The organism is Lentzea sp. NPDC051208 (assembly GCF_040682435.1).
In the GTDB taxonomy this organism is placed as follows: Bacteria; Actinomycetota; Actinomycetes; order Mycobacteriales; family Pseudonocardiaceae; genus Lentzea; species Lentzea kristufekii.
Genome location: NZ_JBFBAW010000002.1, coordinates 112640 through 126912, shown reverse-complemented (window position 1 = coordinate 126912; position 14273 = coordinate 112640). Strand labels below are relative to the sequence as shown.

Sequence of the window (14273 nt, the reverse complement as noted above, 5' to 3'; positions counted from 1 at the left end):
CCGCACGAACCGGTGAGACGGCCTGCGGGCGGGAGGCCCGCAGGTCCGCCGTGTTCCCCGTTCAGCCGAGCAGGGTGCTCAGCACGACGACGATGAAGTGTGTGTGCATGACGGGTCCCTTCAGTCGAATCGGGTTTCTGGTCCTCGCGAGGCGTTTCGCATCGATGTAGGAGATCGTGCGAGCCGTCCTGTGCCGCCAGGAACCGGTTTCCGCTGGAAAGAAACACGTGGAAACCGGGAAACCCGTTTTCAGCTGCCGTTTCCCGCGACCGCGGGAAACGGGGGACCTCCGATCAGCCTCCGGTCTTGCGGGTGAGGCTTTCGATCGTGCTCGCGAGACGCAGCAGCGGGCCGGGCAGCCGGAGCAGCCCCTGCGCGACCCGTGCCATCGACGCCCACTGCTGCCAGGCCCCGTGCTGGGCGACGAGGACAGGTGCCGCCTCGTCGATCAGCGTCCGGGCCCGGTCGAGTTCGTGCGCCTTGAGCAGGCAGACGCCCAGCTGGAACCGGGTCAGCTGGGCCTCGGAGTGCTGCCGGCCCAGTACCTCGACGTGACGGGGCAGCAGGTCCTCGTAGATCTTCCTGGCCGCTGCCCAGTCGCCCTTGTTCGCGGTGGCCAGGCCGATGTAGAGCCTGACGCGCATCGCCAGTGGATGCCGCGGGCCGAGCCGGGCGTGGATGCGCCGCTCGGCGTCGGTGAGCACCTCCAGGGCGTCGCCCGGGCGTGAGTTGTTGTGCAGCGTCAACCCGTGCAGGACCTGGAGGTCGAGCGTCAGCGGGTTGTCCTCGCCGTACCAGTCGACGGACTCCCGCAGCGCCCTGGCGACCTTCTTCGTGGCCAGCTGCCACTCCTGGGGCCGTGCCTTGCGCTCCGACCACGCGAGGACGAGCTCGCCTTCGGCCTCGACGGCGACGGCGTCGCGCGCCAGGTGGTGCCGCGGCAGACCGGCGTCGCCGAGCACGCGGACGACCTGGTCGGCCGTCGCCCGCGACTCGATCACCTTGCCGGTGAGGAGCTGGAGCCTCGCCGCCTCGATCGCGACGCGAGGCCAGGGCCCGAGGTGGGTGCCGGTCGGGTGGTCGGCGCGCAGTGCCGACCACAGCCCCGTGATCCCCTCGAACGCCTCTTTGTACCGGCCACGCCTGCGCAGCGCGGCCATCCGCATCAGCACGGTGTGGTTGCGTTCTTCCTCCGGCATCCAGACGGGCGCGAAGCCGAACTGCCCCACGAGTTCGTGCTCATGGAAGACCTCGTCGGCCCTGGCGATGTCGCCGTCCAGGTCGTGTGCGCACGCGGCCAGGAAACGCGCCCGGTACTCGGTGTGGCCGTCGGATCCCTCGGTCAGCCCGTCGGTGAGCCGCAGAACCTCTTGCGTGTCGCCAGTTTCCACCGCGAGCCTGGCCGCGGCGAGCACGTCCCGCGCCAGTGGCCGGTCAGCGCCGGCGCGCACGGCCGCACGCCGTGCCGCACGTGCCGCGAGCAGGTCTCCGTGCTCCTCGTACACCTCCGCGACCGCGCGCAGCAGCTCGAGCCGGCGGCTCACGGGCACGGCCTGGTGCTCGGCGATCTTGACCGCGTGTGCGGACATGTCGGCCGACTTCGTCGTCAACGCGGACAGCACGACACCCGCGGCCTGGTGCGCCAGGGTGTCGAGCAGCGAGTGGTCGAGGTCCTGCCGTGCCGCGTCGGCGACCAGCGCGTGCAGCTGCCACAGTTGTCTGCGCGTGCCCTCGCCGTGGTGGACTCGGTGCAGCAGGCAGTACGCGTCGAGTTCGTCGAGCGCCTCGGCCACGAGCACCGGTGCTCGCTCGCCCAGCAGCGCGGACAGGCCCTGCACCAGCAGGTCGCCGCCGAACGGCGCCCTGGCGAGCAGGGACGCGAAGCCGAGCAGCACCCGTGCGTGCTGGCTGCGGGCCCGGACGATCGGGGTGAGGGTGTCGACCACCGAGCCCGCGTCTTCCTGGAGCTGGTGCAGCGCACCGGTTCCCTGCCCGCTGCGCAACGACCGGACGGCGGCGGTGATGATCAGCGGATGGCCGTGCGAGCGCTCGACCAGCCCCGCGATCGCCGACCGTTCGTCGTCACGGAGATCGGGCCACTGGGCGGAGAACAGTTCCTCCGCCTCGATCTGGGTGATGCCGTCGAGAGGGACCGCGGGCACCGGCCAGTCCGGCCTCGCGGTGCGGCTGGTGAGGACGGTCCGGACGAACGGGGACGGGACGATCAGCTCGTCGAGCACGTCGTTGCCCAGGCCGTCCGGCACGTCGTCGAGCACCCACAGCACGTCCTGGCCGGCGGCGGTGATCTTCGCGCCCACCGTGGCCAGTGCCTGCCGCAGGTCCAGTCCGTTCAGGCTCGTGCCGAAGCGCTCGCGCGCCACGCGGTTCAGCTCCGCCGCCCAGTGCGCGCGGACGTCGCCGAGCAGGTCGCCGAACCCGGTCCACTCCTGACCACCGGGATAGGCGTCGCGGAACAGGAACCCGTACTGCTCCGCGAGTGCGGTCTTGCCCATGCCTGGCGGGGCCTTGACCAGCGCGACGGAGTGGGACTTCGGTGCTTGCGAGGCGAAGTGGGCGTTGCCCCGCAGGGCGCTGTGCACGTTCCACAGCGCGGGGTAGCGGCCGACGAAGCGCCGGGGATGGCGGAGGCGTTCGTGGAACTCGTGCGCGGAGGCGTCCGGGACGCCTCCCATCGGCGCGGTCAGCCGATTCGCCTTGCCGAGCACGGCGTCCGCCAGCGCGTCCACATCGGAGTCGTGCCGCCACGCGAGGTAGGCGGCGTCGGTGAACTCCAGCGGGTGGATGTGCCGGTCGTCGCCCTCGGGGTTGACCACGGCGATCCGGTCCGCCGGGTGCTCGCCGTTGTGCAGCGCGGACAGGAACGCCCTGGTGAGCTCCCACTGGCACGCGTAGCGCGTCGGATAGCGGCGGGAGTAGTACGCCACCAGCAGGTGGGACCTGTCGAGCTCCTCGCGCAGTTTCTCGGTGATCGGGTCGAACACGTGGATGTCGCGATCCCTGAACACGTCGATCCCGCGGGCTTCGAGGCCGCTCTCGATGACGTCGACAGCCGCCTCGTCTGCCCACGTGTAGCTCAGGAAGATCCGCGGTCGTGCTGCGGTCATCGTTCGTGCCTCCGCTCGTCGTCTCACCAACCATGCCCGCGGGCACTCGACACGAGCCAGGCGAAAAGAGGACAGAAGTCCGGCGGATTCCTGGCGCCGTGGGTGATCGATCGTCCACGAATCGGTGCGGTGTCAGCTCTTCCTTCTCCGGTCCGTCGTTTCGCGTACTGCTGGTCGGAGATGCCGCCGGATCCGTTACGCGGTCACTCGATCGGATCAGCGGGCGGGGAGCCGGTTCCCGTGGCTCCCCGCCCGCCCGGTCAGAGGGCACCGGCGATCGCGGGCAGCAGGTCGTGGAAGGTGCGTCCCGAGGCGGGGATGCCGAGCGCGGTCATCGACCAGCCGGAACCCTCCCGCGTCACCTTGGCCATGATCTGGGCGTTGTGCCTGCCGGAACCCGAGAGGCTGTACTTGGCGACCTCGGCACCGCCGCCCGCCTCGTCCACCAGGCGGCAGAACGCGTTCTCGATCTGCGAGAAGTCCTGGCCGGTGAACGAGTTCACGGTGAACACGAGGGTCTTCACCCCGGCGGGCAGTCGCGCGAGGTCGACCCGGATCGACTCGTCGTCGCCGTCTCCCGCACCGGTCAGGTTGTCACCGGTGTGCACGACGGCGCCGTCCTTGCTCCTGAGCTGGCGGAACCAGATCTGGTCGACGAGCTTGCCGCCGGCGTCGAAGAGCAGTGCCGAGGCGTCGAGGTCGATGCTCTGGTCGCGCGAGCCGAACAGGCCCCTCTTCTTCACGGCGTCCCAGCCGAGGCCCATGCGGACGTTCGTGAGCGTGCCGCCGTTCTGCTTCTGCAGGGAGACCTTCTGGCCCTTGGTCAAGGTGATGGTCATGCCGGACTACCTTTCGTCGGGGTGGTTCGCTTTGTCACTTGCGGCCTGTCGTCCAGCGCAGGCCCCAGCCGTACTCCTGGTCCAGCCGCTGCTGCCCGCCGTCGAGGTAGCGGACCTCGCGGCGCACGGTGAGACCTCCCCGGCCCGACTGCTCGATCATGGCGACGGCGCACATCCGCGCGTTGTCACGGGGTTCGTCGAGCCGGACCTCGATGGCGGGGCCCGTCGCCGGGTGCAGGGTCACGACGCCGTCGGCCGCCGCCCAGTTGGGCACGCCCTCGTAGATGAAGGCGAACACGACGATGCGCCGGATGCGGGTGGCGTGGGCGAGGTCCACGAACAGGTTCTCACCCGCGGTGGCGGCGCCGGAGCGATCGTCGCCGTCGAGCCAGACGACCTTGTCCCACACGCCTTCCGGGCTCGCGCTGAACGAATTTCCCAGTGCTTGCACGACGCCCTTGGAGCCGTCGGTGAACTCGTAGAGACAACCGAGGTCGAGGTCGATGGCGGCCGGGGCCAGCCACTGGCGCAGGAGTCCTCCCGCGCTCTTCGGTGCCGGGCGGGCGTTCCAGTTCAGGTTGACCCGCAGGACACCCGTCGCCTGCTTGTGCAGCGAGACGCTCGGCTTGGACTTGGTGAGCAGGACGGTTCCGGTGGACCCTCCCGCAGGGCGTTTCGTGTAGTCGATCGCCATGACACACCTCAGGTTCCGGCTGTTTCGAGGGGGCGGCCGGCCGCTGTGGCGCGCCTGTTGCGGACGACCGAGGAGACGAACGCGAGCAGGATGAAGCTGATCCCGATGAGACCGGTCACCAGTTCGGGGATCTCGAACCTGATGGTGCCCAGCAGGAGGACGGCGAGCGCGCCGATCGCCCAGTGGGCGCCGTGCTCCAGGTACACGTACTCCTCCAGAGTCCGTTGCCGGACCAGGAAAACGGTCAGCGAGCGCACGAACGTGGCACCGATCAGTCCGAGCCCCACCGCGATGATGATCGGGTCGGAGGTGATCGCGAAGGCGCCCACGACCCCGTCGAAGCTGAACGTCGCGTCCAGGACTTCCAGGTACAGGAAGGACATGAACGCGGCCTTGCCCACCTTGACCTTCAGCGAGTTGCCGCCGCCGTGCCGATCCGGGTCGAACCGGGAACTCAGCGCCTTGACGAGCACGTAGGTGAGCAGCCCGAACACTCCGGACACGACGACCGTGGTCGACTTGCCCTCCGGTGCGAACTCCAGTGCGGCCACGCCGATCACCAGCAACGACACCGCGATCGAGAGCTGCTCGAGCTGGCCGATGCGGGCGAGCGGGCGTTCCACCCAGCCCATCCACGTGATCTCGCGCCGCTCGAAGACGAAGTCGCAGAACAACGTCAGCAGGAAGATGCCGCCGAACGCGGCGATCGCGGGGTGCGCGTCGTGCAGGATGTAGCCGTACGTTCCCGGGGTGTGCGGGTCACCGCCCTCCATCGCCAGGGAGATGGCCGACGTGGGGGAGAGGCCGGCGGTCACACCCACGACGAGCAACGGGAACGCGAGGCGCATGCCGAAGACGGCGATCAGGATGCCGACCGTGAGGAAGAGCTTCTGCCAGAAGGCGTTCATCGTCTTGAGCACCGTCGCGTTCACGACGGCGTTGTCGAACGAGAGCGTCAGTTCCAGCACGCCGAGGATCGCGGCGAGGGCGAGGCCCGCCGGGCCGGCGTAGAGGTAGGCGCCGACGAGTCCGACGGCGGTGACGGCGAGCGAGCCGCCGAACGTCCTGAGCCACATGGGTTTCTCCGACGGGATGTGGGTGGGCCGCGCGGGCGCGGCCCACCGCTGTCGTGCGCGGGGACGGAAAGGACCGTCAGGCCACGTTCACGCCGTAGTCGCGGGCGATGCCGGACAGACCGGCCGCGTAGCCCTGGCCGACGGCGCGGAACTTCCACTCGGCACCCGCGCGGTACAGCTCGCCGAAGAGCATCGCCGTCTCGGTGGAGGCGTTCTCGCTCAGGTCGTACCGGGTGATCTCCGCGCCACCGTCCTGGTTGACCACGCGGATGAACGCGTTGCGCACCTGGCCGAACGACTGCGATCTCGCCTCGGCGTCGTGCACGGACACCGCGAACACGATCTTGTCGCACTCGGCGGGCACCCCGGCGAGGTCGACCTTCAGCGACTCGTCGTCGCCGTCGCCCTCACCGGTCAGGTTGTCGCCGGTGTGCTCGACCGAGCCCTCGGGGCTCTTGAGGTTGTTGAAGAAGATGAAGTGGGCGTCGGACATGACCTTGCCGGAGGCGTTGCACATCAGCGCGCTCGCGTCGAGGTCGAAGTCCGAGCCGCTGGTCGACCGCGCGTCCCAGCCGAGCCCGACGAGGACCGCGGTGAGGCCGGGGGCCTGCTTCGTGAGCGAGACGTTGCCACCCTTGGTGAGCATTACGGTCATTGCTTCCTCCTGTTGTTCACGGCAGCCGCTGGTAACGGCTTCGGCTATTGGTCGCCGAATATCTCCGATGATTTATCGGCGACTTTCGAACGCGTTGTGAACATCGGAGCCGGGAGGGAGTCGTTACCGGTTGACAGAGGTGGTTCCGGACGTGTCATGAAAGCGTCCAGTATTTGTCGTGTCGGGTTGGAACTGGACATGAGGACTGGTCAGTGATCAAGAAGTAGCTGGTCCAGGCGTTGTCGAGGTCTCGTGGCATCTTGTTCTCGCAGGTCCTGGCGGTATTCTCGATCGCACCGAATTTCGCTCGACGTCGAATCGGCGGCCAAGCGAGGCGTGTGCGTTCTGCAATGCGGGATGTGGAATGCTTGGCGGCCCGGTCGTTGTTCACTCGGAAGGTCGACGAGGTGCTGATGTCCGATCGTGAAACCTACGATGTCGCTGTGTCGTTCTCGGGCGCGCAGCGGGCTCTGGTGGAGAAATACGTGCGCGCTTGCCAGGCCCTGGGGCTGAGCGTCTTCTACGACAAGGATGTTGCGACTCAGATCTGGGGCCGGAACTTCATCACCGAGTTCCGCAAGGTCTACGGTCAGGGCATCGCGCGGTATGTCGTGCCGTTCTTCTCTCGCGAGTACCTCGGCGGCCCTTATCCGATGGACGAGTACAGCGCCGCGCTCACGTCGTCGATCGAACTGCGCGAGGACGCCTACATCCTGCCGATCATGGTGGGAGACGTGAAGGTGCCGGAGGAGCTGCTGAGCTCGGCGACCCACCACCTCAACGCTGAGCACTGGACCGTCGAGGAACTGGCGAAGATCACCGCCGAACGGGTCCGCAGCACCGGTCCCGCCTCGGCCACGCCGGTTCCCGCCACGCCCGCACCGGGCGTTCTCCTGCCCCGGATCGCGCCGGGAAGCTTCAGTCCCTACGAAGCGCTGGAGAACGCGCTCTCTCTTGTGGGCAAGCGGTTTCAGGCGAACGCCGGCGTGCTGGAACGGTACGGCTACACCTGCAGGGTGCGGACTCCGGACCACGCGGTGGAGGTGCGGGTCGAGCAGCGTGGCATGCCGGTGTACGGACTGCAGGTGTGGTTCGACGAGTCCTACCGGCAGGACCGGCTGGCGGTGGGCTACGGCGCACCCTCGTACCGGGGGAGCGCGAAGAACGCCTGGGCCACGGCGGAGTGGGACAAGCAGCACGAGGAGGCGCGGCTGAAGTTCACCGACGGACTGCAGGGCGCGGGCAGCACGCTCCTGACCGCCGAAGGGTTCTTCGACGCGTTGTGGCGCAAGGTCGTCCTGTACATCGAGCAGATCCATCGGTGATGAGCTGCTGGCGCCGCACATCGGTGTCATGCGTGCCGACGACCACGCGCCCGAGTGCGGTGTTCACCCGCCGGTCTTGGTGAGGCGGGTGGGCAGGCGTTCGAAGCCGCGCAGGATGCGGGTCGGACGGCGGCGCGCGCCGGGAAGGGGCGCCAGGTCAGGGAAGCGGTCGAAGATCGTGCGCAGCCCGATCTCGCCCTCCATGCGGGCGAGCTGGGCGCCGAGGCAGTAGTGGCGGCCGGCGCCGAACGACACGTGGTCGCGCGCGTTGGCACGGGTGACGTCGAACGCCGCAGGGTTCTCGAACACGGACGGGTCGCGGTTGGCTCCGGCGAGCAGGGTCGTGACGAGCTGGCCTCGGCGCACGGGGATGCCGGCGATCGTGGTGTCGCGGGCGCACATGCGGCCGGTCAGCAGGACCGGAGGGTCGTGGCGCAGCACCTCGTCGACGGCGTTGGCCCACAACGAGGGTTGCGCGCGAAGGGCTTCCAGTTGTGCGGGATGCCTGGTGAGCAACGAGATGCCGTTGCCGAGGAGGTTGACGGTGGTCTCGAAACCGGCGGCCAGCACCAGGCCCGCGGTGGCCTTCAGCTCGCGTTCGGACAGGCCGACGCCGTCCTCGCGGGCGGTGATCAGGCGGCTCAGCAGGTTGTCGCCCGGGTTGGCGCGCAGGGCGTCGAGGTGGCGGGAGAGCCAGGCGTCGAACGAGCTGAGCGTCGTCTCGACGGTGCGGAACACGCGCCAGGACAGGCCGAGGTCGAGGCTGGGCGCGGCGGCCGCGCCGAGGGCCAGGACGGTCGCGCGTTCCTGCGGTGGCACGCCGAGGATCTCGCTGATCACGGTGACCGGCAGCAGGCCGCAGTAGGTCTCGATCAGGTCGACCGGGCTCGCGGGGTCGAGGCCGTCGAGCAGGTCGTCGGCGATCTGCTGGGTGCGCACGCGGAGTTGTTCGACGGCGCGGGCCGTGAAGACGCGGGTGACGAGCTTGCGGTAGCGGGTGTGCGCCGGGGGTTCGACGGCCAGCAGCGACGGCGGCTGGACCGGGTGCATGACCTCGGTGGCGGACCACGCGGCGAGCTTGCCGAGGATGCCGGCGCCGAAACGCGGGCGGGCCGTCACGAACGCGTCGTCGGACAGGACCGCCTTGACGACCTCGTGCCGTGTGGTCGTGTGGCCGATCTTCGTGGCGGCGAGCGGGCCTCGGGCGCGGATCTCGTCGAACAGGCCCGTCAGGTCGGCGCCGGTGGAGGCCTCGACGGTGATGCGGCCCTGCAGGTCGCCGCGGCGGGCGGCCAGGCGCAGGACGGCACGCGGCAGCGCGTGGCCGATGCTCCAGCGCACCGCCGGTTTGACGTGCTCCTCAGCCAGGCTCGTCACGGTTCGCAGCGTGCCCAGTACGCCGCGGTGAGTCAAGGTCTCGCCCGTCCGGTCGAACGGGGAGTCCACTGGGGACCACCGAGTGGCCTGCCCGCCATGGAGTTCCGGGCGCTGCTCGACCGCAGGACCACGACGGCTGGAGGAGCGAGGTCGCGGGCCACGGCGTGCTCGCGTTGACCCGGTGCGCACGCACTTACGGCTCTCCCAAGGGCTATCTGCAGGTCGTCCTCTGACGTCAGGCCTGGACGACGGGTACCTCCAGCGCGCGCACGGTCTCGTTGTCCGCGTCCGTGATCACGCCGGCGACCTCGGCGAACGGCAGCACGGAGAACCTCGACGCCGTGCCGATCTTCTCCGAGCTGGCCAGCACGTAGGTGTCCGCTGCCTGGTGGGCGAGCGCGCGTTTCATCGCGGCCTCGTCCGCATCACCCGTCGTGAGGCCCGCTTCGGGGTGCACGCCCGTGACACCGAGGAAGAAGAGGTCCGCGTGCACGTTTCGTGCGGCTTCCACGGCAGCGGCGCCGCACGCGACCATCGAGTGCTTGAAGAGCCGACCACCGATGACGTAGACCTCCACGTCCCGGTGTTCCTCCAACGCGCTCGCGATCGTCGGGCTGTGCGTGACGACCGTGGCGTGCAGATCGAGCGGTAGCGCGCGCACGACGGCAAGCGTGGTCGTGCCGCCGTCGAGGATCACGGTGCTGCCGGGTTCGATCAACGCTGCCGCCGCTCGTGCGACCCGTTGCTTGCCATCGACCTGCACGCCCTGACGCGTGGCGTAGTCCGCGATAGCGGGGGATACGGGCAGTGCGCCGCCGTACACGCGTTGGCAGAGCCCCGCCGCCGCGAGATCGCGCAGGTCACGACGGATGGTGTCCTCGGAGATGCCGACTTCGGTGGCGAGGTCCTTGGCGACGATCCGGCCGTCGGTGCGCAGTCGTTCGAGCAGCAGGTCACGACGCTGGGCAGCCAGCATGCACGTTTCTCCTTGTTTTTGCCGAGTGTTGCACATTATGGTCGGACGCATGCTGATTCTGATCGCCGGGCCCTACCGCTCCGGCACCGGGGACGACCCCGAGTTGATGGCGCGCAACCTCGAACGCCTGGAGGAGGCCGCGTGGCCGTTGTTCCGCAGCGGGCACGTCCCGATGATCGGCGAGTGGGTGGCGCTGCCCGTGCTGCGCGGCGCCGGTGGCAGCTCGCCGACCGACCCGATCGCGTCGGAGATCATGTACCCGACCGCGGAACGCCTGCTGCGGCACTGCGAGGCGGTGCTGCGACTGCCCGGTGAGTCGACCGGCGCGGACGAGGACGTGCGGATCGCGCGGGAGCGCGGACTGCCGGTCTACCACCGGGTCGAGGACGTCCCCGGCTACCGCGCCGCCTAGGGCCTCAAGCCACTAACCGCGTGCGGCCAGCACGAACTCGCGCATCCGGCCGTGATCCTTCACGCCGCGGCTCGACTCGATGCCGCTGGACACGTCGACGCCCCACGGCCGCGCGACGCTGATCGCCCCGGCGACCGTCTCCGGTGACAGCCCGCCCGCCAGCACCCACTTGCCGGTGGGCGGGTTCTCGGCGAGCCGCGTGATGTCCCACTGCTCGCCCGATCCGGCGACAGGGGAGTCGATCAGCAGCAGTTCCTCGCCGAACGCTCCGGTGCGCACGTCGGTCTCCGGCCCGAGCGCCGTGGCCCTCACCAGTCCGAACGGCAACTCGGCCAGTTCGTCGAACGCTTCCTTCGGGTAGTCGCCGTGCAGCTGCAACGCGCGCGCGCCCGTCTTCAGCGCCATCTCGCCCGCCTCGGCGGCCGGGATCCCGCGCACCACGGCGACGGTGAGGACGTCCGCCGGCACCTCGGCGACGAGTCGCGCCGCCAGGTCGACGTCGATCTGGCGCGGGCTGGTCGTGAGCACGAACCCGACGGCGTCGGCCCCCGTCTCGACCGCGACGGTGACATCGGACTCGGTGCGCAGACCGCACAGCTTCACGAACACACCACCGATCCTACCGATGTGGCCACGGACGCACTGTCGCGCAGCTAACAGTCACAAGCCGATGCGCTGCCCGGTCCTACTTAATGGAAGAGACGGGCAACGGAGGCCGTGATGACTGAACATCAGCTAGCCACATCGGTTTTGGTGATCGGCAGCGGTGGCGCGGGACTGCGCGCCGCCATCGAACTCGCGGAGAGAGGCGTCGACGTCCTGGTCGTCGGCAAGCGCCCCAAGGCCGACGCGCACACCGCACTCGCCGCCGGCGGCATCAACGCCGCGCTGGCCACGATGGACCCGTCCGACACGTGGCAGCAGCACGCCGCGGACACCATCAAGGAGAGCTACCTGCTCGCCAACCCGGAGATCGTGCGGGTGGTGGCCGAGCAGGCGCCGCGCGGCATCGAGGACCTCGAACGCTATGGCATGCCGTTCGCGCGGGAGGCCGACGGGCGCATCTCGCAGCGGTTCTTCGGCGCGCACACGTTCCGCCGCACGTCGTTCGCCGGCGACTACACCGGGCTGGAGATCCAGCGCACGCTCGTGAACCGGGCCACGCAGCTCGACATCCCGATCCACGACACCTGCTACATCACGCGGATCCTGGTGCACGACAACGTGGTCTTCGGTGCGTACGGGTTCGACCTGAACACGGGCAAGCGGTACGTCTTCCACGCGGACGTCGTGATCCTCGCGGCCGGCGGGCACACCCGCATCTGGCGCCGCACGTCGAGCCGCCGCGACGAGAACACGGGCGACTCGTTCCGCCTGGCCGTGCTCGCGGGCGGCAGGATCCGTGACCCCGAGCTCGTGCAGTTCCACCCGTCCGGCCTGCTCGAACCGGAGAACGCGGCGGGCACCCTGGTCTCGGAGGCCGCGCGCGGTGAGGGCGGCGTCCTGACCAACGCCTCAGGCGAGCGGTTCATGGCCCGCTACGACCCGGAGCGGATGGAACTGTCCACACGCGACAGGGTGGCGCTCGCCGCGTACACGGAGATCAAGGAGGGCCGCGGCACCCCGAACGGCGGCGTGTGGCTGGACGTGTCGCACCTGCCGCGTGAGCAGATCATGCAACGGCTGCCCAGGGTCTACCAGACGCTGCTCGAACTGCAGATGAAGGACATCACCCGCGAGGCCGTCGAGATCGCGCCGACCGCGCACTACTCGATGGGCGGCGTGTGGGTGGCGCCCGAGGACCACTCGACGGGCGTGGCGGGCCTGTACGCGATCGGCGAGGCGTCCAGCGGCCTGCACGGCGCGAACCGGCTCGGCGGCAACTCGCTCATCGAACTGCTGGTCTACGGCCGGATCGTCGGCGAGGCGGCGGCCGAGTACTCCACTTCACTGGACGCGCAACGGCGTTCGCGCGTCGCGCTCGACGAGGCGCGGTCCGAAGTGGACGGACTGCTCGCCGCCGACGGCCCGGAGAACGTCCGTGCGCTGCAACGCGCGCTGCGCAACACGATGACCGAGCACGCGGGCGTCGTCCGGGACGAAGCCGGTCTGCGCAAGGGCCTCGCCGAACTGGACGAGCTGGAGAACCGGATCCGCGACGTCGGCGTGCACCCCGATCTCGCCGGTTTCCAGGATCTCGCCCACGCCTTCGACTTGAAGGCCTCGGCGCTCTCCGCCCGCGCGACCCTGGAGTGCGCGCTCGAACGCCGCGAGACCCGCGGTTGCCACAACCGGTCCGACCATCCGGACCTCGATCCCGCGCAGCAGGTGAACCTCGTCTGGGCGGGCCCCGGTCAGGTCGTCCGGGAGGAGATCCCTCCGGTCCCGGACGAGATCGCGTCGTTGATGCGCGAGGTCGACACGGCAGGCAAGCTGGTCGAGTGATCACCGAGGGGCGGGGAACCTTCCCCGCCCCTCGTGCTCGTCACGGCAGCCGCAACGCCTTCAGCGACGTCCTCACGGCCGGGGCGCCCTGAGGTGCTGGCGCGCCTCCAGCTCTTCCGGCTCCACAACGGTCAGCATCGGCTGGCCGGGCGCGCAGAACATCGTGACGACGAAAGCGGATTCCTCGTCCGTCAGGTGGTTGCCGTCCTGGTAGTGGATGACGTCGCCGCCCGGCTCCCAGAACGTCCCGCCCGCGCGGACGACCCGCTCCGGCTCGCCTTCCAGTTCGAAGACGATGGCGCCCTTCACGACGTAGCCGTACGCGGGCCCGGAATGCCGGTGCGGCGGCGCGCCGGGACTGGACGGCGGCAGCGTCACCAGGATCGTCATGGCCTCCGCGCCGTCCGGGATCTGCGGTGCTCCCGGCACGGTGCCGATGACCTCGATCTTCGGCGGCGGGCCGCTCTTGTCGGGGTTGTCGAGCTGATGGGTGTGTTCGTGGCTCATGTCAGAACAGACCACACAGCCCACCGATCTGTGACAGCGTCGGGACTCCCGCCGAGAGGAAGACCGTTGTCCGAGGAGATCGCGGGCTGGGAGCTGTCCCGCCACGGCCGCGAGGAGACCTACCGCAAGCGCTTGGCCAACGGCATCACCGTCCGCGCCCGCTGGGACGGGACCGGCACGGTCGAGGCGTACGCCGAGCCCGCCGGCATCGGACGCACGCTCACCAGCAGTCGCAAGGAGTTCCGCGACAAGGAGGCGTTCTTCACCGCCGCGCGGCTCGTCGTCGAACTGGCCGCGAACCTGCCGTCGTTCCGGGCGGGCGCCGAGACGCACGCGGACCACGTGCTGACCGGCGAGGTGGCCGGGTCCGTCGCGGCGATGCCGGGGTCGGGCGGACTGCCGGAGGCCGAACTGACCTTCACGCTCACCGACGGGCGTGCGGTCACGCTGATCCTCACCGAGGACCAGGCGGACGACCTCACGTCGAGCATCCACTCGCTCAGCAAGCACGTCTGGGCCGAGCAGCACGAGGAAGAGACCGCGCCGGAGATCGGCGCCGAGGTGCCGGACGTCAGCGAGATCGACGCCGGACCGGACACCCCGCACGAGCTGATGACGGTGCTGGAGCAGCGGTTCGGTGTCACGCGGGACTTCCTGCTCGCGCACGTCGACTTCTCCGCCGTGGTCGTCGTCGGCGAACCGGCGGTCAGCACGCTGCTGGAGCGCGCGGACGAACTCGCCGAGGCCGTCGCGCCGAGGTGGTTCCCCGGCGCGACCGAACGGCCCGGTGAGATCTGGGTGGTGCTGTACCGCGACTTCACGCGCTGACGGTCAGGCCCGTG

General features: G+C 69.6%; 13 protein-coding genes. 4 read left to right on the top strand and 9 right to left on the bottom strand.

Annotated elements, in window-relative coordinates; all coding sequences use genetic code 11:
* Positions 1-293: 293 nt before the first annotated feature.
* The 5 genes from AB0M48_RS04975 to AB0M48_RS04955 form a co-directional block, all read right to left on the bottom strand.
* Entirely contained in the window at positions 294-3125 is a 2832-nt protein-coding gene (locus tag AB0M48_RS04975) for a toll/interleukin-1 receptor domain-containing protein (RefSeq protein WP_363836037.1), read from the bottom strand.
* A gap of 260 nt (positions 3126-3385) precedes the next feature.
* Positions 3386-3964 (bottom strand): TerD family protein, encoded by a 579-nt coding sequence (locus tag AB0M48_RS04970; RefSeq protein ID WP_363836036.1) that lies wholly within the window; start codon positions 3962-3964, stop codon positions 3386-3388.
* 34 nt (positions 3965-3998) lie between these two features.
* Positions 3999-4658 carry a tellurium resistance protein gene (locus AB0M48_RS04965; protein WP_363836035.1) on the bottom strand — a complete coding sequence of 220 codons (660 nt, stop codon included), beginning with the start codon at positions 4656-4658 and terminating at the stop codon, positions 3999-4001.
* Positions 4659-4666: 8 nt separating this feature from the next.
* On the bottom strand, positions 4667-5734 hold the full coding sequence (locus AB0M48_RS04960; protein ID WP_363836034.1) for a DUF475 domain-containing protein: 1068 nt from the start codon (positions 5732-5734) through the stop codon (positions 4667-4669).
* Positions 5735-5810: 76 nt separating this feature from the next.
* Complete coding sequence (locus AB0M48_RS04955) at positions 5811-6389, bottom strand: TerD family protein (protein WP_363836033.1); 579 nt, start codon at positions 6387-6389, stop codon at positions 5811-5813.
* Positions 6390-6802: 413 nt separating this feature from the next.
* On the opposite strand from AB0M48_RS04955, the gene AB0M48_RS04950 reads away from it, so the two are divergent.
* Positions 6803-7714 carry a toll/interleukin-1 receptor domain-containing protein gene (locus AB0M48_RS04950; RefSeq protein ID WP_363836032.1) on the top strand — a complete coding sequence of 304 codons (912 nt, stop codon included), beginning with the start codon at positions 6803-6805 and terminating at the stop codon, positions 7712-7714.
* Positions 7715-7777: 63 nt separating this feature from the next.
* Here AB0M48_RS04950 and AB0M48_RS04945 read toward each other — a convergent pair whose 3' ends face one another.
* Both AB0M48_RS04945 and AB0M48_RS04940 read right to left on the bottom strand, forming a co-directional pair.
* Complete coding sequence (locus AB0M48_RS04945) at positions 7778-9091, bottom strand: cytochrome P450 (protein ID WP_363836031.1); 1314 nt, start codon at positions 9089-9091, stop codon at positions 7778-7780.
* A gap of 235 nt (positions 9092-9326) precedes the next feature.
* Positions 9327-10067, bottom strand: a complete 741-nt coding sequence (locus tag AB0M48_RS04940) for a DeoR/GlpR family DNA-binding transcription regulator (protein ID WP_363836030.1) — start codon at positions 10065-10067, stop codon at positions 9327-9329.
* A gap of 49 nt (positions 10068-10116) precedes the next feature.
* Here AB0M48_RS04940 and AB0M48_RS04935 point away from each other — a divergent pair, with 49 nt between their 5' ends.
* Entirely contained in the window at positions 10117-10479 is a 363-nt protein-coding gene (locus AB0M48_RS04935) for a DUF4406 domain-containing protein (protein ID WP_363836029.1), read from the top strand.
* Between the two features lie 12 nt (positions 10480-10491).
* Here AB0M48_RS04935 and AB0M48_RS04930 read toward each other — a convergent pair whose 3' ends face one another.
* On the bottom strand, positions 10492-11088 hold the full coding sequence (locus AB0M48_RS04930) for a phosphoribosylanthranilate isomerase (protein ID WP_363836028.1): 597 nt from the start codon (positions 11086-11088) through the stop codon (positions 10492-10494).
* Positions 11089-11199: 111 nt separating this feature from the next.
* On the opposite strand from AB0M48_RS04930, the gene AB0M48_RS04925 reads away from it, so the two are divergent.
* Positions 11200-12924: an FAD-dependent oxidoreductase gene (locus AB0M48_RS04925; RefSeq protein WP_363836027.1), complete on the top strand. Its 1725-nt coding sequence runs from the start codon at positions 11200-11202 to the stop codon at positions 12922-12924.
* Between the two features lie 72 nt (positions 12925-12996).
* Here AB0M48_RS04925 and AB0M48_RS04920 read toward each other — a convergent pair whose 3' ends face one another.
* Entirely contained in the window at positions 12997-13431 is a 435-nt protein-coding gene (locus tag AB0M48_RS04920; protein WP_363836026.1) for a cupin domain-containing protein, read from the bottom strand.
* 66 nt (positions 13432-13497) lie between these two features.
* Between AB0M48_RS04920 and AB0M48_RS04915 the strand changes: the two genes are divergently transcribed.
* The gene (locus tag AB0M48_RS04915; protein WP_363836025.1) at positions 13498-14259 is read left to right on the top strand and encodes a hypothetical protein; all 762 of its coding nucleotides are present in this window, start codon (positions 13498-13500) and stop codon (positions 14257-14259) included.
* Positions 14260-14273: the final 14 nt, after the last annotated feature.

What these genes read in the sequence shown, in the direction of transcription:
- AB0M48_RS04975 (WP_363836037.1), bottom strand. Translation starts at nt 3,125, where the DNA reads ATGACCGCAGCACGACCGCGGATCTTCCTGAGCTACACGTGGGCAGAC.
- AB0M48_RS04970 (WP_363836036.1), bottom strand. Translation starts at nt 3,964, where the DNA reads ATGACCATCACCTTGACCAAGGGCCAGAAGGTCTCCCTGCAGAAGCAG.
- AB0M48_RS04965 (WP_363836035.1), bottom strand. Translation starts at nt 4,658, where the DNA reads ATGGCGATCGACTACACGAAACGCCCTGCGGGAGGGTCCACCGGAACC.
- AB0M48_RS04960 (WP_363836034.1), bottom strand. Translation starts at nt 5,734, where the DNA reads ATGTGGCTCAGGACGTTCGGCGGCTCGCTCGCCGTCACCGCCGTCGGA.
- AB0M48_RS04955 (WP_363836033.1), bottom strand. Translation starts at nt 6,389, where the DNA reads ATGACCGTAATGCTCACCAAGGGTGGCAACGTCTCGCTCACGAAGCAG.
- AB0M48_RS04950 (WP_363836032.1), top strand. Translation starts at nt 6,803, where the DNA reads ATGTCCGATCGTGAAACCTACGATGTCGCTGTGTCGTTCTCGGGCGCG.
- AB0M48_RS04940 (WP_363836030.1), bottom strand. Translation starts at nt 10,067, where the DNA reads ATGCTGGCTGCCCAGCGTCGTGACCTGCTGCTCGAACGACTGCGCACC.
- AB0M48_RS04935 (WP_363836029.1), top strand. Translation starts at nt 10,117, where the DNA reads ATGCTGATTCTGATCGCCGGGCCCTACCGCTCCGGCACCGGGGACGAC.
- AB0M48_RS04925 (WP_363836027.1), top strand. Translation starts at nt 11,200, where the DNA reads ATGACTGAACATCAGCTAGCCACATCGGTTTTGGTGATCGGCAGCGGT.
- AB0M48_RS04920 (WP_363836026.1), bottom strand. Translation starts at nt 13,431, where the DNA reads ATGAGCCACGAACACACCCATCAGCTCGACAACCCCGACAAGAGCGGC.